Genomic DNA, 18,299 nt, shown 5'->3' on the forward strand with positions numbered 1-18,299 from the left:
CTAGACATGATTGTAAATGCTATTCAAAAAATTGGATTTTATAGCAATGATTTCTCCTTGTGTCTCAAAATATTCAATAAAACTACTAAGGAACTTAAAATATGAAAAAATTATCGTGTACAGAGAATTTAAATTTTAAGGTTTTTATTATAAGTTGAATCTAACTTGATTTATTTATTTTTTGAAGTTAAGTTAAACTTGTTGTTTATAAATTTATAAAAGATAGTTTTTAAAGTATTTATTTATCTTTCAGGCATCGATGAATAATCAAAAGCCCCACCGAAAGAATCACTTAATTTTTGTGCATATTCATCATTTTCTAGGCTGAAATTTTTTACTGCAATTGCTCCCAATGAATATCTATCATATAACTCATCTTCAGATAAAATGGCATTGTTGTTAATTATTTGCTCTTGTATATCTAATAATTGATTATATATGGAATTGTAAAGTGTTATTTTCGAGTTTTTTTCTAAAATAGCTTCTGTTTCTTTAATTGCTAAGTTAACTATTGTTTGGTAATATTTTTTTGTTCTATTTTTATTTAATCGAATGTACATAATACTTCCTTAAAATTGTGATTTTGGTATATAAATTTGAGTTCCACCACCTTCGGTAGGAATAGGAGTATCTTTTAAGCTCCATGTATCTTCTATTTTTGCCGCCTTACTTTTTAACCCAGACACATCCTTAGATAAATATATTTTTTCTTTTTTTACACTTCTAATTTCACTAGTATGTTCCCAGTTAGTATCTCTTACACTATATTTTTCTGAAATCCCTAGATCATTTGGAGTAGCATTAATATCAGTAGTGTAATAATCTCCTTTCAAAGCTTTACCTTCAGTATTTGTTTTTGTGTATTGTACTAATTGTGTCCCTTTTGGTAATTCAACAACTTCTACTGGTTTAGTAAAATCTATTCCAGATATATGAGAACGTATATCGTCAATCGACATATTAGGGTTATGTTTTTGATAAAAAGCAATTGCTTCTTTTCGCTTAATACTTTTTAAACTTTCTGCCTCAGCCACATTCTTAGCGATAGGCGGTTTTTTACTTTCTACTACAACTTTAACCCCTTTATCAAAGTTTTTAGCTACTGGTATAGTCTTTCTAGAAATCTCAGAAATATTTTTAGCTATACCAACCATTAGATTTGATACTTCTGTAAGTAACCCAGAAGCTCTTGTTGCAGCTAATGCCATAGCTGCTCCCTCTGTTAGCATAGCAGCCACAACTAATGTTGCAGCACCACCAATTATTCTTGAACCCATTTCTAAACCATAGATTGGATATTTATCGAATAATTGAAGTTGCCTTATTCCATTTGCTAATATGATTCCCCATGTCTTTTCATCTCGCATAATCCAAGACATTGTATTGACTACTTCTTCAGCACTCTTTGATATATCATTAGCAGTATCAACAGGGTGCAAAGCTAAATCTTTTGCTCCCTCTAACATACCAGCTACAGATTTATAAAATCCTTCTGATATACCAACTGTACCTATAGCTAAAAGTAAGAATGGTTTCTCATACCAACTAGAATCATCATAAGCTGATTGGTGAGATTCAGCTTCTATTTTTGATTGTTCATATAAGCTATTTAGTAAGTTAGATAGGTTTTCTCTTTTTGCTTTTAACTCATCTTCAAGTATATCAATATCACTAGGGACTAAACACACTTGACTATGATTACCAAGGATTGATTCATCGATAATATTAGCAATATTATTATTGAAGGCTAAAGAGTTTTCAGTACCTCTATCATGTTTTAGATACATTCCTTCAGGTTCTCTATCTAGGAAATCTTTATATTCTATAGATACAGGTTTTTCTTGTTTTTCAGCTAGTTCTTCTTTAGTTAGCTTGTAGGTTGTAAAGGTGTTTGTTTGAGTTGGTGTTACAGCTTTTAAGGTTTCTTGTTTAACGGTTTGAATATCTTCAACTATAGTCTTGGGCTTGATAGATTTATGCTGATTAGCAGCAAAGTTTGTATTGTCATCATAGCCATAGAAATGTTGATATTCTCCAGTAACTGTATCACTTCTATTAGAAGTACTAGCAAAGAGCTGATCTAAAGATAATTCATTCTTAGAACCATGATTACTTTGAGCTACCCAAGCTATACCATCATTATGTTGAGATTTGATAAATATATCATTAGTACTTTTAGCATCAGATGAATATCCAAAACCAGAGCCTTGTCCCCACTCTTTGACATGTCTATTATGATGTTCTGCCATAGACTGATCTGAAGTCTGCCCATGTGAAAGAGCTCCATAAATAATCGGTTTGTTAGGATTACCATCTATAAACATCAATAGTAGCTCACTTTCTCGATATAACTGTACACTATGACTAGAGTTAGTATCTCCATAATCTGATACACGGGGTACATAATAACGAATATCTTTTTCATTATTAGGGCAAACTTCGTAATCTAGAGGTAATTTAACTCTAACATTACCAATATCATCAGGATCAACTACATCATGATTTGTACTAGACTCGGCAAGATATGGAAATACTCCCACTAAACTACTAATCTGCGGTTGTTCGGGAGTTTCTTGATGATAGTCTATATGAATATCTTGAGATATTAGTGTAGTTATAACATTGTAGTTCTTTTTAGGAGTAGCTCCAATAACTTTATCGGTTGATGTACTAGCTGATAACTTTACTAAACTTGAAGTAACAATATGTTCTCTAGATTTAAGTTTGTTATTGCCAGATATATCTAGTTTAGCCCCAGCCAATAAAAATACCTTACTAATATTACAAATAAGCTGTTCAGCATCTAAGCTATTTAATACATTCTTTTGTGTATTTAAGCATTCATCTAATTGTGATTGAGTAAGAGTATTGAATCTAGATTTAAAGTCTTGAGTTATAGGGAATTTAGAATCCAGAGTCGCTTTACTAATCAAAAAACTTTCAGGAGTATATGGATTATGATGAATAAAGTTAATATTTTTTATGAATTTCTTGGGACGAAGAGTAGGTCGTTGTTTTTCTTTATTATGATAATTACAAAAGTCTTTAATATCACTATTTGCCACATACCCAGATTTTGCTGGGATAATATTGTAAGCTAGAACCGTATCATCTTTACCTTTGATATTAGCATCGAGTTTGAGATTGTAACTATAAAGTTCATCTATACTACTAGATTTGTCACTTTGGATAAATTTAGTTATATCTTCATTAGTATTGTACATAACAAAATTAAAACCATCTTGACTAGCAACAAAGTTATAATTAACACCGTGTTCTAGCAGAATCCTAGTTAAGAAATTCCAATGTGTTTCATTATATTGTACATAAATAGGATGGGTAGGGTATTTATTAGTATTATTAGAGTCAAATAATATATTATCTGATATTTTTCTATTAAGTCTATCTTTAAACCCATCATAAAACTTTAACCAAATATCATTGAGATTATGATAATAAAAAGCTCCTTTATGGTCTAGTTTTCTAAACTTAGCATATCTATCAGTTAGTTTAAGTTCTAAGATTTGAATATCGGTATTAGGTTGATAATTAATATCATAAGATTGTAATTCTAATTCAAATTTAGGATTACCGAAATCGCCATTTATGCTTAGAGTAAAATCTGCATAGTTATCTAACTTTGCAAGTAAATCATCACTAACTGGAACACCACAGCTAAGGCTAACTTCAAAGAGTTCATTAATAGCTGATTTGATGGTTAGTTCATTAACTTGTAAATCTAAAGTTGTAGACTCATTGAATAACTCTATCGTTAGTGGGGTAGACATTATTGGTTACTAGTATAAATAAATCTAATAATTTTAGTATAGCAAGTAAGCAAATTGAGCCAAAGTATTTTTTTAGAGTATTGGGTTTATTAATATTTAAATCTTATGAAAAAAGATTATTTAATGATTTGTTTGTTTTAGCTATAGTATCTCTAGTTTGGGTTATATTATTAGATGTTTGTTGAGTCTTAGATATACTATTATTTGTATGCTTATCAAGTTCTTGTGTCACATATTGCTTCGCATCAGAATCATAACTATTAGGTAAATTTTTTGCTTTATCTATATTTGCTTGAGTTTGATTTGATACCTCAGCTGTCTTTTGGGCTGAGTTGGATACTGTATTAAAGCTATCACTTACACTTTCAAAAGAAGCAAATAATATTGATGGCGTCATTGCTGTTAATGTAAGTAAGCTTTTAATTGTAACTTTTTTCATAATCTATCACTCCTTATTTTATATTTACCAAAGTTTGCCTATTCCCAATAGTCAACTTGAGATTTTGGTACGCAAATGATACTAAGTTTAGTATCTCCTGAACTATTAATTGTATTATTGTGTATTGGTACAGTTGCATTTTGTGTATATGTAACAGCAACCTTATCATCTTCTATAGACCATTTATTAGAAGATTTCTGACGTATTGCAGTGGCTGAATAAGTATCGCAACCACCAACAGCGATACATCTTAAAGTCTCTCTTTCTCTATTATAAGGTATATTAGATATAAGTGCTGATGGTACTACCGTTGGAGCTGGACAAGTCCATTCTATTGAGGTATCTTTTGAATCTAGAGTAATTTCAGAATTGGGAAATTTTATGCTAAATTTTCCGAAAGAAGGTTCTTCCATCTCCTGATAAGTGATTGTGTTTGAAATAATGTTATCGTAACCATCTTTATAAACAACACATGAGGAAAATATTGTTATAATAAATATGTATAGGATAAGTAATTTTAATTTTTTAATCTGTTTGAACATTATTTTTTTAATAAAAATTTCTAGATTCAATAATCTGCTTTATAGTATCTTATCGATATTAATAATGTCAATTATAATATGTATATGTAGAGAACTTTAAGTATTTAGAACCATATAGAGAGTTAATCTAAGTATGGTACTCGCAACTGGATTCGAACCAGTGACCCCTACCATGTCAAGGTAGTACTCTAACCAACTGAGCTATGCGAGTATTTAGAATAGATATTATAATTTTATATCTTATAAAATCAATAGATTTTCGCTTATTAATTGTTATTTATTGGAATTAATATATTATTTAACACATATTTTATAATTTATAATTTCTTATGCAAAATTTTACATTTTTCGCTAGCTGTGCAAAGGGTATCGAGCTTTTATTAAAAGATGAGCTAGATACGTTAGGCATACCATCATCTGAAAAACTTGCTGGGGTTGAGTTTGAGGGATCTTTTGAAGATGCCTACAAAGTTTGTATTTACTCTCATCTAGCAAGCCAAGTTATGCTGAAAATAGCTACTCAAAAAGCTACAGATCAGCAAGCTTTATATGATTTTATATCATCAATAAATTGGTTAGATTACTTTGATGTTAACACAGCTTTTAAAATCATAATCTCAGGTAAGCATTATGATTTCAATAATACTATGTTTGTTTCGCAAAAGACAAAAGATGCTATAGTCGATCAGTTTCGTAGAGAAACTAATGAACGACCAAATATTGATACTGATAATCCCGATAATATAATAAAATTACATTTACATAAGCAGTATGTGAATGTGTTTTTATGCTTAAATATAGAGAGCCTACATAAGCGTAGTTATAGACAGTTTCAGGGTCAAGCACCTCTAAAAGAATCTTTAGCAGCAGCTATACTTATCAAAGCAGGGTGGTTAGATGAGCTTAAAAAAGAACAGCCTATATTGATTGATCCAATGTGCGGCTCTGGGACTATTCTTATTGAAGCTGCTCTTATGGCAAAAAATATAGCTCCTGTGTTGTTAAATAAAGAATTTAAACTATTCAATTCAAAGCTTCATGATCAAGACTTATGGAATAACTTATTAGAAATCGCAAAAAAAGCTCAAAAGCCAACAAATGCAATTATTCAAGGCTATGATATTGATAATAATGTTTTAGATAAGGCTGATAGAAACATTTATCAAGCAGGTGTTGAAGATGTTGTTAATATCAAACGACAAGATATCCGTGATCTTGAAAATGAGTTTGAAAGTGAAGGTTTGATAGTTACAAATCCTCCTTATGGTGAGCGTTTATATGGTGATCAACTTGATGAACTTTTAGACATATTTAATGGTTTCGGTGATAGATTATCTCAAGATTTTTATGGTTGGAAAGTTGCTATTTTGACAAGTTTTGATGAATCAATTAAAGAAATGCAGCTACGTACTACCAAGAAGAATAAATTCTATAATGGTGCTATTGAAACAGTATTGTATCAGTTTGATATAAATGAGCATGCAAGATTTAAACATGAAAGCCAGCTTGAGAAAAATATTCGTTTAGCTGAAGCAAGTGCACTAAAGTCATATGAGCATATAGATTTTTCTAACAAGTTAAAGAAGAATCTTAAAAACTTAAAACCATGGTTAAAGCAGTCGGGAGTAGAGTGTTATCGTTTATATGATGCTGATATTCCAACTTTTGCTGTAGCTGTAGATATATATGGTGAGCATGTGTTTTTACAAGAATATCGTGCCGATGCTACTATAGATCAGAATATTGCTAAACAAAGATTTTATCAAGCTATATATCAGATACATAAAACTCTTGATATTCAATATGAAAATATACATACAAGAGTCCGTCAGCGTCAAAAAGGCAAAGAACAGTATCAAAAAAATAATGACAAAAATAACTTTCATGTTATTAATGAATTTGATGTTAAATTTTATGTGAATTTTGATGATTATTTAGATACTGGTGTTTTCTTAGACCATCGTAAAATTAGACAACTTGTAGCAAAAACTTCAAAAAATAAGACTTTATTGAATTTATTTAGTTATACATGTACAGCTAGTGTTCATGCTGCTTTAAAGGGAGCAAAAACTACAAGTGTAGATATGTCTAATACTTATCTTGAGTGGGGTAAGAATAATTTTGAATTAAATAATTTAGATATTAAAAAGCATAATTTTATTCAGGCAGATTGTATTAGCTGGTTAAAATCAAACAGCGAGAAGTTTGATGTGATATTTTTAGATCCGCCAACATTTTCAAACTCTAAACGTATGGATGATATTCTTGATATTCAAAGAGATCATGAGTTACTTATAAATTTAGCTATGGACTCTCTCAAAAAAGATGGAGCCTTATATTTCTCTAATAATTATCGTCGCTTCAAAATGTCATCAGAGATAATTGCTAAATTTGACTGTGAAAATATTGATAAAAAATGTTTATCAAGAGACTTTTTATCTAACAAAAATATCCATAATTGTTGGGAAATTAAATACAAGAAATAAAAATTATAAACTTAATGCATAATAGTCTTTGAGTATGCACAAATAATAATAGTTCCAATAAGTATAAACAGTGTTCCTAAGATAAATGGTAAATCCAACTTTTGCCTGAAAAATAGATATCCTATAATTCCTATTAGAATAATTCCAAATGCTGACCATACAGAATACGCAAAAGCAATATTCATATATTTTAATGTTAATGATAAAAAGTAAAATGAAAGTCCATAAAATATCAAAACAAATAGTGAAGGAACAATCCTTGTAAAACCACTGCATAATGGTAATGAAACTGTACCAAGGACTTCAGTGATTATAGCTATAACTAGATATACGTATGGCATAGAAGATGTATAATTTAGGTATTATATTCTTAATAATATTGCAGAATTGGCTTAATTAAAATATCTTTTATTCAACCACAAAGCCACATTTACTAACCCAATCAAAACTGGCACCTCAACTAGAGGACCAATTACACCGACAAAAGCTTCAGTAGAGTTTATGCCAAATACTGAGATTGCAACTGCTATAGCTAACTCAAAATTATTTGAAGCTGCTGTAAAACTCAAAGATACGGCTTGCTCATAAGTTGCTTTAGCTTTATATGACATAAAAAATGATATGCTAAACATTATCAAAAAATATATCAAAAGCGGAATAGCAACCTTGATTACTTGAAATGGTAGGTTAATTATTTCATTTCCTTTTGTAGTAAACATCAGCACTATAGTAAATAGTAGAGCGATCAATGTCAGAGGTGATATCGCTGGCGTGAATTTATCTATATACCATTGTTCACCTTTTTTAGAGATTAAGATAGCTCTAGTTAATATTCCAGCTACAAAAGGTATTCCTAGATATATTCCGACACTTTTTGCTATATCTAACATTGATATATTTATATTGATGTTCGTATCAAATCCCAGTAGTTTTGGAATAACTGTAATAAATATATATGCGTAAGCAGCATAAAATATTATTTGAAAAATAGAATTAAATGCAACTAATCCAGCACAATATTCTCTAGATCCTTTAGCCAGATCATTCCACACAATTACCATGGCAATACATCTTGCTAACCCTATTAAAATTAGTCCTATCATAAAGCTAGGTTGATCATGGAAAAAAACAACTGCTAAAATAAACATCAGGATAGGACCAATCAGCCAGTTTTGAATTAAAGATAAAAGCAAAATTTTAGTATCTTTAAATATTTTAGGCATTGTTGAGTATTTAACTTTTGCTAGTGGTGGATACATCATCACAATTAGACCCAGTCCAATCAACCAATTACCTGATCCAATATCAAATTTTGATATAAAATTTTTAGCTTCTGGTAGAGTATATCCAATGGTGATACCCACAATCATAGCTAAAAAAATCCATAAGGTTAGAAACCTATCGAGAAACTTTAATTTCATTTATTACTCCTTAAATTTTACAAATTTCAGAAATTTCTAGTTTGGATATTATTTGTTGAACTTCTTCGTCTTTATCTATTTGTTTGAAAAGCGCATTTAAAATATTTAACTGATATTCTGGAATATTTTTATCTAGTTTATAAAATACCCATTTGCCTTGTTTAAAAGACTCTAGCAACCCAGCAGTTACAAGATTTTTTAGCTGTATTGATAACGCTCCTTGAGTTAATGAGATAAGTTTTTGGATATCACATACGCAAAGAGTATTTTTGTTTAATACATATAAAATGATTAATCTATTTTTATCAGAAATTACTTTTAAAAAACTTGTGATGGATGACATATTGAAATAAATATATATTTAAATTTATAAATATAATAACTGTTTTAGTTATGATTTTCAATTTGTTTCTAATACTTATCTGAATAACTTAATATTTAGCCAATATAGACTAGATGTGTTAAAATCTAGCTAGTTTAGAGTAATATTTAATTTTAATGAGTCGATTCAGTCAAAATTTGATGTATGTTGGTATATTGGTTATAGTTTTTATATCTTGTATATATTTTTTTGTTTCTAAAAACACCCCTGAACCAAAAGGTATCTATTTATCAAAATATAGTGCAAAGCTACCTGCAACAGACCCAAGCCAAGTCAAGATTTTCAATTTACGCTATCAGACAGATACACAAGATAGTATAGGTGAAATAAGAGTAGTAATAGGTGTAGATAAAGAGAGAGATTTCCAAAAACTATGTAATGAAAATATAAGAGAAGCTGCAAAATTAGCTGCTCAAAATGGAGCGCATGAGATAAGATATGTTTGTCTGTTCCCAGAGGGGCAAATTACTGAATTAAGTAGTGTTCAGCTGAGAGCATACGCTTTTAGAGATTAGATATGACAAAAATGTATCAAAATATCTTATACACTTTTATTAGTGTAATTTTATTATTTATTTGTATAAAAGCTTTTGGTGGTGATTTCCAAAATGAGCCAAAAGGTATATTTTTGCCTGGTCATAACTTTGTTGAGTTACAAAAAATAGATCAGAGTGAAGTGATTACTACGAAGTTAGCACGTGAAGATAATTTGAATAATAGTGTTGGTGTTATAAATGTCGTAGGACATATTAAGTCACCAGTTCAAACAAAAGAAATGCTTTGCGCTGAAGATTTAAAAGTTGCTGTGGCGATTGCTGCTGACAATGGTATATTTAAATTAAAATATATATGCTCATCAATCGACAAGCATAATAATGTTCAGCTAAGAGCCTTCGGATTTAGAGGATAAGTGTGAAAAAGTTAAATATAGTTTTTGCTGGAACTCCTGATATTTCAGCACAAGTTTTAAAAGATCTATACCAATCACAGCATAATATTCAAGCGGTGCTTACTCAGCCTGATAGAGCAAAAGGGCGTGGTAAGAAAATACAGTTCTCGCCTGTTAAAGAAGTCGCTATAGCCAACAACACACCAGTGCTTCAACCATTGTCTTTTAAGAAAGATCCTCAAGTACTTGAGCAAATTAGAGAACTAAAACCAGATGTCATAGTTGTGATAGCCTACGGAATTATAGTGCCTCAGGAGTTTTTGGATATTCCTAAATATGGTTGTTTAAATATTCATGTTTCATTACTTCCTAAATGGCGTGGTGCAGCACCTATCCAGAGAGCAATTCAAGCAGGAGACTCTAAAACTGGGATCTGTATAATGCAAATGGATGCTGGACTTGATACTGGAGATATATTGAATACTCTAGAGATTGATATACAAGATACAGATACATCACAATCACTACATGATAAATTTGCTAAACTATCAATAAAACCATTATTAGAAACTCTAGAAAATATTGATACGATTAAGTCGCAACCTCAGCAAGGTGAGCCTACTTATGCACATAAGATTACTAAGCAAGAAGGTCTTATAGATTTCACAAAATCTGCCAAAGAAATTAGTTGTCATATTAGAGCATTTACCCCATGGCCATCAGCATTTTTTATGCTAGAAGGTGAGCAAGTCAAAGTAGGTGATTTTGAGATACTTGAAAAATCGGCAGATGATGAAGTTACAGCAATTATAGATATAACTAAAAATGGTTTTGATATCGCTACAAATGACAGGATAATTAGATTTAAGCAATTACAATTTCCCAACAAGAAAATGTTAAATATTGCAGATATTTTAAATGGTAAAGATTTAGATAAATATATTGGGTATAAAATAGGATAAATAATGAAAGTAGGATTTATAATAGATAACTTAAACTCTTTTAATATTTCAAAAGATAGCACGTATATGATGCTACAAGCAGCTCAAGATAAAGGCTGGGAAATTTATACTTTTTATTTAAATGATTTATCTATAATCAATGGTAAGCCAAAAGGCGATGCGCTTAAGATAAAAATCCATAAAGCAAAAGAGTCTTGGTATGAAGTATTATCTCAACACCATGATTTATCACTATTAGATCTTGATTGTATTTTTATGCGCAAAGATCCACCATTTAATATGGAGTATATATATGTGACATATATGCTTGATTTGGCAAAAAAACATGGGGTGTTAATCGTAAATAATCCACAAGCACTTAGAGATTTTAATGAGAAAGTAGCTATTTCAAATTATCCTAAATTTGCACCAAACACTCTGATAACTAGAAGCTATAAACAGATTAATCAATTTTACGCAGAGCATAGAGATATTATTGTTAAACCTCTTGATGGAATGGGTGGTAGCTCTATCTTTAGGATCAAAGATGGCGACAAAAACAAAAACGTCATACTTGAAACGTTAACTCATCATGAAACCAGATATATAATGGTACAAGATTATCAAGAAGCAATAAAAGATGGTGATAAGAGAATTTTGATAGTCAATGGAGAACCTATTAAATATCTCTTGGCTAGAGTTCCTAGTGATAGTGATAATCGCGGTAACTTAGCAGTTGGAGCTAGAGCTGAAGTAAGAGAACTTCAGGAACAAGACTATAAAATAGCTAAAAAAGTTGCTAAAAAGCTGAAAAAAGAAGGGGTAATGTTTGCTGGTTTAGATGTGATAGGAGATAAACTAACAGAAGTTAATATTACTAGCCCAACAGGCATTCAAGAAATTTATAAAGCTACAAAAGTTAATGCTGCAAGCCTATTAATGCAAGCAGTCGAGAAAAAAATAAATAAAATGAGGCAGGAACAAGAACATGGAGAATAAAATTAACTCTCAAAGTTTATTCCAAGAAGCGCAGCAATATATTCCTGGCGGAGTCAACTCTCCAGTTAGAGCATTTAAAAGTGTTGGACAAGAATTCCCAAGATTCATAAAATCAGCGAAAGGTGCTTATTTATATGATGTTGATTGGAACAAATATATAGATTATATCGGATCGTGGGGGCCAATGATTTTAGGTCATGGTGATGATGATGTCCTTGAAGCTATACAATGTCAGCTAAAAAATGGTCTAAGTTATGGTGCTCCTTGTAAACAAGAGATTGAGCTTGCTAAAAAAATAGTAGAGCTTATGCCAAATATTGAACAAGTTAGATTCGTAAATTCCGGTACTGAAGCGACAATGAGTGCTATTAGATTAGCAAGAGCATATACAGGTAGAAATAAAATTATAAAATTTGAAGGCTGCTATCATGGACATGCTGATGAGTTTCTTGTAGCTGCTGGATCTGGAGCACTATCATTAGGTCAGCCAAATTCACCAGGTGTACCAGAAGATGTAGTCAAAGATACTTTAGTTGCTAGCTTCAATGACATCGAATCTATACAAGCGCTCTTTGAAAAATACAAAGATGAAATTGCTTGTATCATAGTTGAGCCAATCGCGGGCAATATGAATATGATTTTCCCACAAGATGATTTCCTAGCTAAGCTTAGAGCAGTATGTGATGAAAATAATAGCTTACTTATCTTTGATGAAGTGATGACTGGTTTTAGAGTTGCTTTGGGTGGTGCTCAAAGTATTTATAATGTGAAGCCTGATTTAACAACATTAGGTAAAGTGATTGGTGGTGGTATGCCAGTAGGCGCTTTTGGAGGTCGTAAAGAAATTATGCAAAAAGTATCTCCCGCTGGACCAGTATATCAAGCAGGTACTTTATCAGGGAATCCAATTGCTATGGCAGCTGGTATCAAAACATTAGAAAAAGTTTCACAAGAGGGCTTCTTTGTCAGATTGGAAGCTAAAGCTAAACAGTTAGTTGATGGGTTGAATGAAGCTGCTGGAGCCTATGGCTTTAATTTCCATGCGAAATATTTAGGTGGAATGTTTGGACTATTTTTCTGTAATGAAAAGGTCGCTGTTAATACATTTACAGATTTAGGTAAAACTAATCTTAAAATGTTTAATAAATATTTTGGATATATGCTTGATAATGGAGTATATCTCGCTCCATCTGCTTATGAAGCGGGCTTTATATCAATTACTCATAGTGATGAAGATATCGAAAAAACTATTTGTCTCACTAAAAAGTTCTTCCAAGAAAATCAAAACTAATAAATCTCGATGAATAACAAATTTAAAGATATTTTGCTAATTTTAGCTACAATGATTGTAGCTTTTTGTATGTATGGCGTAGCTAATTTTTATGCTCCTGATGAAACTAGATATTCTGAAGTAGCAAGAGAGATGCTTGCAAATCATAACTTTATAGTTCCATATATTGATGGAATGATATTTTTTCATAAGCCTCCGCTAGTATATTGGATTACTTGTATATTTATGAGCATATTTGGCGAGAATACATGGGGAGCAAGACTTGTAAATCCTGTATTACTAGGTACATGTTTAATTTTTACATATATAGCAGTACGCAAAGTATTAGAGTGCCGTCAAACAGCATTATTATCAGTAGCAGTAAGTTTAAGTACAATTTTATTTCTATTTGTTGGTAGATATTTGAACATGGACTTAGCAATAGCTGTATTTTTAAATATGACTATGCTTAGTTATTGGGTAAGCCTTAAATATGATGATGACTACAAGAAAAGTACGTATTGGCTTATTTTAGCATTTATATTTGCTGGTTTAGCTGTTATGACTAAAGGACTAATGGGAATAGTTTTTCCTATGGCTATAGTAGGTTTATATTCTGTTATTATGGGACAGTATAAAAGGTTACTTGATATTAGGCTTTACCTAGGTTTGGTAATTGTAGCAGTTATTTCGTTACCATGGATATTTGCAGTTGAGCAGTATCATCCTAATTTTGCTTATTATTACATAGTAGTACAACAGATACTTAGATATTCTACAGATGAGCAAAATAGAGAAGTTTCTAAAATTATTTATTTGTTAGCAATTATGGGAGCTTTTTTTCCTTGGACTCTGTTTTTACCTAAAATTCTTAAGAGTTTCTTCTCAAAACAGGCTTTTAAAAATCGTAAGCAAAATTCAGATAAGTGGTTTTTATTTAGTTGGGCGACATTTATATTTATATTTTTTGGGATTTCTAAATCTTTCTTATTTGGTTATTTAGCACCATTAATATTACCATTATCAATACTTGTAGCTATGCACTTTAAGAGTATAGACTTACAAAAGTTTGATAAGTGGGATAGTATAAGCTTTAAATTTATTATCCTTATTTTTGCTTTGCTACCTATCGTTGCTGTGGCTCTTTTATGTCTTCCTCAGTATTGGATTTTTGGCTATAAATATTTCTTAATCTTATTAGCAATTGCAATAATAGCTACTGTAATCACGATCAAATTAATCAAAGAATTAAATACTTTTTCAGTAAATAAATTAGTTGCTTATATTTGTATTATGATGATGACTATTGCAAATTTAGGTTATGTACTAGGAGATTATTTTGATACAAGCTCTAAGTATAAGACAGCTCAAGAAATATCTAAAATATATCAGAAATATCCAAATGCTCAAGTTTTTGAGAGTGATCGATTTTATGACATTATCTTCTATACTAAACGTAATGTAATTATTATAAATGATGAGGGAGAATTAGATGATGTTAGACAGTTTCCTAAATCGAATGTAGATAAATATTTAATGAAATTTGATAAATTTATTAAATATTGGAACAACTCAAACCAGTTAAATATTCTTGTTGTAAAAAATAAGCCTAAAGAGCATAGTCCTCTAGCTTTTGTTGACTATAAAAAACAACTTAATCCAAGTAAGTTCTATGTAATCTCTAGTCAAGATAATGCTACGATAGTTGCTAGTGAAGATATAAAAATATAGTCTAAAGATTTAATCATTATTTTGATTTGAAGGCACGATATTGCATATATCAATAAATCTATAGTCATTTAATCGTGCTATAAAATCATTGCTTGCTTGATTTAGTATAAATTTGAGTTTACAGTTTGGTATTAATGGACAGGTTGCTTTATCCTTATCAAAACATTCTACAATGTTCATTGGTTCTAGTTCTTTGACAATAGTTGATAGTTTTATATTGTATGTAGCTTTAGAAATTGATACACCACCAAACCTACCTTTATATGATTCTATATAGTTGAGATTGGATAGTTTATTAATGATTTTAGTAGCATGATTAAGTTTAATATCTAATAACTCTACAAGATCCTTAGTTTTATATTTTTGTTTGGGATTTGATCCTAAAATTATTAATATTCTAAGAGAGTAATCAGTAAAAGAAGTTAAATTCATACAAAATATTTTAGAAAAGATGTTTCCAAAGTATAGGATAAATTTGCATAAATTATAATATGCATATATAATGCATATTATAATTTGAGTATATGGAAATATCTTATGTTAAGCCAAAAGAATATAGATACTATAAAAGCAACAATTCCTGTTTTAGAAGAAAATGGAGTTGCTTTAACAAAACATTTCTATGATAGAATGTTTAGGCATAATCCCGAAGTTAAAAAGTTTTTTAATACCTCAAGACAAAAAAACTCATCTCAACCAGAAGCTTTAGCTGTAGCAATTTTGGCTTATGCAAAAAATATTGAGAATCTTGATGTTTTAGGCAATGCAGTAGAGCTAATAGCTCAAAAACATGCATCATTACAAATCAAAGCGGAGCATTATCCAATAGTAGGGTCTAACTTAATCGAATCAATCAAAGAAGTCCTAGACTTAAATGATAATGATGACATAGTTATAGCTTGGACAGAAGCCTATAATTTATTAGCTGAAATTTTGATTAATCGTGAAAAGAGTATATACGAAGAGAATTTAGAGCAGTATGGTTGGAATAATTTTAAAGAGTTTGAGGTAATCAAAAAAGAAAATGAGAGTATAAATACATATTCTTTCTATTTTAAAAATGATCTTTTCAGAAGATATGATTTCAAACCAGGACAATATATTACTGTTAGAGTTCCATATAATGGAACTACAACTATGAGAAATTATAGTATTTCTTCAGCTACTGGTGAAGATTATATAAGAATAACTGTTAAAAGAGAGGGGCAAGGTTATGTATCTCAATACCTATCGCATGAGATAAAAGTTGGTGATAGAATAGAAATAGCGCCTCCTTGCGGCGAATTTTTCTTGGAAGTAAATAAAAATCTTGATAAACCGATAGTTTTAATTTCAGCAGGAATCGGTATTACACCTTTAATGAGTATGCTTTTATCGGAGCTAAAAACACAAAATCGAAGACAAGTACTTTTTGTTTGTGGTAAGAAAAACAAAAATGAACATCCCTTTGCTAAGCTGTTAGAAAAACTATCAAGTGAGAACCCAAGACTTAAAACTATTTTTTTCTATGAAGATAATTCTGGATCTGATGCAAAGCAAGGACTAGTGTGTATAGATACTGTCCAACAACACATTAGTGAAGGTAAAAATGATGCTCAATACTTCTTTTGTGGACCTAAAGAATTTATGCTTTCTATACATGAAAAGTTATTAAAAAATGGCGTTAGAGAAAAAAATATTCATTATGAATTCTTTGGTTCAAAAACAGTTTAAGATATTAAATCTGAACAGGTAATTTTCCTGTTGGGATATTATCGCTAAAAATATTTTCTAATGCTGCTTGAATATTAATTTTCAAAGAAGTCTTTGTATAATTTGTTTGATCCATAGAAGTCGCACCATAAATACAAACATAATTAATAATATTATCGATATAGTTAATATCATAAGGAGTAAGTGCTGCGATATTTATAGTTTGCTCTGGCTTTATAGAAGTTACATAACTATAAGCATTATTATATTCACGAAGATTTGCCGAAATTAGCAAAATTATATCAGCATTCTCAATACTATTTTTTATATCTTGATTATTAATATTTTCAATGTTTATGATAGTAGTTGAGTTGTTTTTTAACACTATTTTCTGCAACTCGCTATGAAAATCCGCTAAGCGTTGGTTATCACTATCTACAATCAAAATATTTTTTAGCATATTGATATTGCATGGAATAATACCTAAATTTTTAACTACGGTTGTACTTTGCTTAGCTATATCTAAAGATATCAGTTGATGTTTACTACAATTAACTATTTGATTAGCATATTTTAATTGCTCATCGTGTGAGAGTTTGAATATTAAACTTTTATCGAGTTTATGTTTTGCTTTGAAATCAGTAATATTCGTGTAGGCATTATCAACTGCATTAGCAAAATTAGGATTATGATTATATTCGTTTTCTAGTTCACAAAAAAGCTCTTCTAACTTATAAAGATCACTTTCTGACCATACTCGAACAGGCATTAGTAAAATATCAATACCAGCTAAGATAGCTAATTTTGAAGCTTCAATAGTTCCAAAGTGTTTAGCAATAGCATGCATATCCATAGCATCAGATACTACTAGACCATCAAATTTCATTTGTTGTTTTAGTAATTTAGTTATTATCTTATAAGAAAGAGTAGTTGGCACATAAATATTTTCACTTGTTGAAACTGATTGGTACTGGGTATCATCTAGGGCTGGTACACTAATATGAGCTGTCATTATCATACTACAATCTCTAGCAAGTTTACTAAAAGGTAGTAGTTCTGTTGTCTGTAATTCTTTCAAAGTTTTATCTAAGATTACATTACCTAAATGACTATCTGTTGCAGTATCACCATGACCAGGGAAGTGCTTAATGCAGTCTATGATTTTAGCATCATGATAACCATTTATAGCATTTTTGGCATAGTCAGTAACTACATTGGGATTATCTGAGTAAGACCTTACACCAATAATAGGATTATTTTTGTTAGAGTTGACATCTACAGCTGGAGCAAAATTAATATTGATACCTAAAGAATATAATTCATCACCAATTATTTTAGCCATAGTATAAGCATTACTAGGATTATCTGTCGCAGCTAGTGCCATATTACCGCAGCCACTAGTACCTTGTTGTAAGCGATTAACTCTACCACCTTCTTGATCTGTAGCGAAAAATATTGGTGTATTGGTATTAGCTTGAATATCTCTTAATAGAGAAATAACTTGCTCATTACCTTGAATATTCTCTCTAAAAAGGATAAAACCACCTAGATTATAATCTTTAAAGATTTTATTGACGATATCATTGGTTTTTGTAAAAGGTATACGTTGATTATTTGAATCTTCACCCCAATAGCGAAAATCCAGCATAATTAGTTGACCTAGTTTTTGTCTTATATTTGAGTTTGTAGGCATCTACAGTTTTAGAATAATAATTAATA

The 18,299-nt window shown here is 30.3% G+C and carries 17 protein-coding genes and 1 tRNA gene; 8 read left to right on the plus strand and 10 right to left on the minus strand.

The window, feature by feature from the left end; translation table 11 throughout:
* Window positions 1-242: 242 nt before the first annotated feature.
* The 5 genes from F3D57_RS05210 to F3D57_RS05230 all read right to left on the minus strand — a co-directional run bounded on the left by F3D57_RS05210 (window position 243) and on the right by F3D57_RS05230 (window position 4,980).
* Window positions 243-560, minus strand: coding sequence for an immunity protein Tsi6 family protein (locus F3D57_RS05210; RefSeq protein ID WP_150465454.1), 318 nt, complete (start codon window positions 558-560; stop codon window positions 243-245).
* A gap of 9 nt (window positions 561-569) precedes the next feature.
* A complete protein-coding gene (locus F3D57_RS05215; RefSeq protein WP_150465455.1) occupies window positions 570-3,788 on the minus strand; it encodes a polymorphic toxin type 46 domain-containing protein in 3,219 nt (1,072 codons plus the stop codon).
* A 103-nt stretch (window positions 3,789-3,891) separates the two neighbouring features.
* Window positions 3,892-4,227 carry a hypothetical protein gene (locus tag F3D57_RS05220; RefSeq protein WP_150465456.1) on the minus strand — a complete coding sequence of 112 codons (336 nt, stop codon included), beginning with the start codon at window positions 4,225-4,227 and terminating at the stop codon, window positions 3,892-3,894.
* A 38-nt stretch (window positions 4,228-4,265) separates the two neighbouring features.
* Window positions 4,266-4,640 carry a hypothetical protein gene (locus tag F3D57_RS05225; protein ID WP_150465457.1) on the minus strand — a complete coding sequence of 125 codons (375 nt, stop codon included), beginning with the start codon at window positions 4,638-4,640 and terminating at the stop codon, window positions 4,266-4,268.
* Window positions 4,641-4,903: 263 nt separating this feature from the next.
* Window positions 4,904-4,980 (minus strand) — tRNA-Val (locus tag F3D57_RS05230).
* Window positions 4,981-5,098: 118 nt separating this feature from the next.
* Here F3D57_RS05230 and rlmKL point away from each other — a divergent pair.
* Window positions 5,099-7,255: a bifunctional 23S rRNA (guanine(2069)-N(7))-methyltransferase RlmK/23S rRNA (guanine(2445)-N(2))-methyltransferase RlmL gene (gene rlmKL / locus F3D57_RS05235; RefSeq protein ID WP_150465458.1), complete on the plus strand. Its 2,157-nt coding sequence runs from the start codon at window positions 5,099-5,101 to the stop codon at window positions 7,253-7,255.
* Window positions 7,256-7,266: 11 nt separating this feature from the next.
* Here the strand turns inward: rlmKL and F3D57_RS05240 are convergent, their stop codons facing one another.
* From F3D57_RS05240 to F3D57_RS05250, 3 genes are read right to left on the minus strand one after another with little or no spacing between them, the layout of a single operon-like run.
* On the minus strand, window positions 7,267-7,596 hold the full coding sequence (locus F3D57_RS05240) for a DMT family transporter (protein ID WP_150465459.1): 330 nt from the start codon (window positions 7,594-7,596) through the stop codon (window positions 7,267-7,269).
* Window positions 7,597-7,647: 51 nt separating this feature from the next.
* Entirely contained in the window at window positions 7,648-8,676 is a 1,029-nt protein-coding gene (arsB, locus tag F3D57_RS05245) for an ACR3 family arsenite efflux transporter (protein ID WP_150465460.1), read from the minus strand.
* A gap of 10 nt (window positions 8,677-8,686) precedes the next feature.
* On the minus strand, window positions 8,687-9,019 hold the full coding sequence (locus F3D57_RS05250) for an ArsR/SmtB family transcription factor (protein ID WP_150465461.1): 333 nt from the start codon (window positions 9,017-9,019) through the stop codon (window positions 8,687-8,689).
* Window positions 9,020-9,174: 155 nt separating this feature from the next.
* On the opposite strand from F3D57_RS05250, the gene F3D57_RS05255 reads away from it, so the two are divergent.
* Genes F3D57_RS05255 through F3D57_RS05280 form a run of 6 tightly spaced genes read left to right on the plus strand, consistent with a single transcriptional unit; the run spans window position 9,175 to window position 14,888 of the window.
* Window positions 9,175-9,573, plus strand: a complete 399-nt coding sequence (locus F3D57_RS05255) for a hypothetical protein (RefSeq protein ID WP_150464289.1) — start codon at window positions 9,175-9,177, stop codon at window positions 9,571-9,573.
* Window positions 9,574-9,575: 2 nt separating this feature from the next.
* The gene (locus F3D57_RS05260; protein ID WP_150465462.1) at window positions 9,576-9,968 is read left to right on the plus strand and encodes a hypothetical protein; all 393 of its coding nucleotides are present in this window, start codon (window positions 9,576-9,578) and stop codon (window positions 9,966-9,968) included.
* Window positions 9,969-9,970: 2 nt separating this feature from the next.
* Window positions 9,971-10,909: a methionyl-tRNA formyltransferase gene (fmt, locus tag F3D57_RS05265; RefSeq protein WP_150465463.1), complete on the plus strand. Its 939-nt coding sequence runs from the start codon at window positions 9,971-9,973 to the stop codon at window positions 10,907-10,909.
* Between the two features lie 3 nt (window positions 10,910-10,912).
* Window positions 10,913-11,887: a glutathione synthase gene (gene gshB, locus F3D57_RS05270; protein ID WP_150465464.1), complete on the plus strand. Its 975-nt coding sequence runs from the start codon at window positions 10,913-10,915 to the stop codon at window positions 11,885-11,887.
* Window positions 11,877-13,178: a glutamate-1-semialdehyde 2,1-aminomutase gene (gene hemL / locus F3D57_RS05275; RefSeq protein ID WP_150465465.1), complete on the plus strand. Its 1,302-nt coding sequence runs from the start codon at window positions 11,877-11,879 to the stop codon at window positions 13,176-13,178. The genes gshB and hemL overlap by 11 nt, the downstream gene beginning before the upstream one ends.
* Window positions 13,179-13,187: 9 nt before the next feature.
* Window positions 13,188-14,888, plus strand: coding sequence for a phospholipid carrier-dependent glycosyltransferase (locus tag F3D57_RS05280; RefSeq protein WP_150465466.1), 1,701 nt, complete (start codon window positions 13,188-13,190; stop codon window positions 14,886-14,888).
* 9 nt (window positions 14,889-14,897) lie between these two features.
* Here F3D57_RS05280 and F3D57_RS05285 read toward each other — a convergent pair whose 3' ends face one another.
* Window positions 14,898-15,320 (minus strand): Rrf2 family transcriptional regulator, encoded by a 423-nt coding sequence (locus F3D57_RS05285; protein ID WP_150465467.1) that lies wholly within the window; start codon window positions 15,318-15,320, stop codon window positions 14,898-14,900.
* A 105-nt stretch (window positions 15,321-15,425) separates the two neighbouring features.
* Here F3D57_RS05285 and hmpA point away from each other — a divergent pair, with 105 nt between their 5' ends.
* A complete protein-coding gene (gene hmpA, locus F3D57_RS05290) occupies window positions 15,426-16,601 on the plus strand; it encodes an NO-inducible flavohemoprotein (protein WP_150465468.1) in 1,176 nt (391 codons plus the stop codon).
* 4 nt (window positions 16,602-16,605) lie between these two features.
* Here the strand turns inward: hmpA and F3D57_RS05295 are convergent, their stop codons facing one another.
* Window positions 16,606-18,273: a glycoside hydrolase family 3 N-terminal domain-containing protein gene (locus tag F3D57_RS05295; protein WP_150465469.1), complete on the minus strand. Its 1,668-nt coding sequence runs from the start codon at window positions 18,271-18,273 to the stop codon at window positions 16,606-16,608.
* Window positions 18,274-18,299: the final 26 nt, after the last annotated feature.

Origin of the sequence: Francisella sp. SYW-2 (genome assembly GCF_008711475.1) — a bacterium.
GTDB lineage: Bacteria > Pseudomonadota > Gammaproteobacteria > Francisellales > Francisellaceae > Francisella > Francisella salimarina.

What these genes read in the sequence shown, in the direction of transcription:
- hemL (WP_150465465.1), top strand. Translation starts at nt 11,877, where the DNA reads ATGGAGAATAAAATTAACTCTCAAAGTTTATTCCAAGAAGCGCAGCAA.
- F3D57_RS05285 (WP_150465467.1), bottom strand. Translation starts at nt 15,320, where the DNA reads ATGAATTTAACTTCTTTTACTGATTACTCTCTTAGAATATTAATAATT.
- F3D57_RS05255 (WP_150464289.1), top strand. Translation starts at nt 9,175, where the DNA reads ATGAGTCGATTCAGTCAAAATTTGATGTATGTTGGTATATTGGTTATA.
- F3D57_RS05240 (WP_150465459.1), bottom strand. Translation starts at nt 7,596, where the DNA reads ATGCCATACGTATATCTAGTTATAGCTATAATCACTGAAGTCCTTGGT.
- F3D57_RS05215 (WP_150465455.1), bottom strand. Translation starts at nt 3,788, where the DNA reads ATGTCTACCCCACTAACGATAGAGTTATTCAATGAGTCTACAACTTTA.
- gshB (WP_150465464.1), top strand. Translation starts at nt 10,913, where the DNA reads ATGAAAGTAGGATTTATAATAGATAACTTAAACTCTTTTAATATTTCA.
- hmpA (WP_150465468.1), top strand. Translation starts at nt 15,426, where the DNA reads ATGTTAAGCCAAAAGAATATAGATACTATAAAAGCAACAATTCCTGTT.
- F3D57_RS05210 (WP_150465454.1), bottom strand. Translation starts at nt 560, where the DNA reads ATGTACATTCGATTAAATAAAAATAGAACAAAAAAATATTACCAAACA.
- F3D57_RS05295 (WP_150465469.1), bottom strand. Translation starts at nt 18,273, where the DNA reads ATGCCTACAAACTCAAATATAAGACAAAAACTAGGTCAACTAATTATG.
- F3D57_RS05225 (WP_150465457.1), bottom strand. Translation starts at nt 4,640, where the DNA reads ATGGAAGAACCTTCTTTCGGAAAATTTAGCATAAAATTTCCCAATTCT.
- F3D57_RS05220 (WP_150465456.1), bottom strand. Translation starts at nt 4,227, where the DNA reads ATGAAAAAAGTTACAATTAAAAGCTTACTTACATTAACAGCAATGACG.
- F3D57_RS05250 (WP_150465461.1), bottom strand. Translation starts at nt 9,019, where the DNA reads ATGTCATCCATCACAAGTTTTTTAAAAGTAATTTCTGATAAAAATAGA.
- F3D57_RS05260 (WP_150465462.1), top strand. Translation starts at nt 9,576, where the DNA reads ATGACAAAAATGTATCAAAATATCTTATACACTTTTATTAGTGTAATT.
- arsB (WP_150465460.1), bottom strand. Translation starts at nt 8,676, where the DNA reads ATGAAATTAAAGTTTCTCGATAGGTTTCTAACCTTATGGATTTTTTTA.
- F3D57_RS05280 (WP_150465466.1), top strand. Translation starts at nt 13,188, where the DNA reads ATGAATAACAAATTTAAAGATATTTTGCTAATTTTAGCTACAATGATT.
- rlmKL (WP_150465458.1), top strand. Translation starts at nt 5,099, where the DNA reads ATGCAAAATTTTACATTTTTCGCTAGCTGTGCAAAGGGTATCGAGCTT.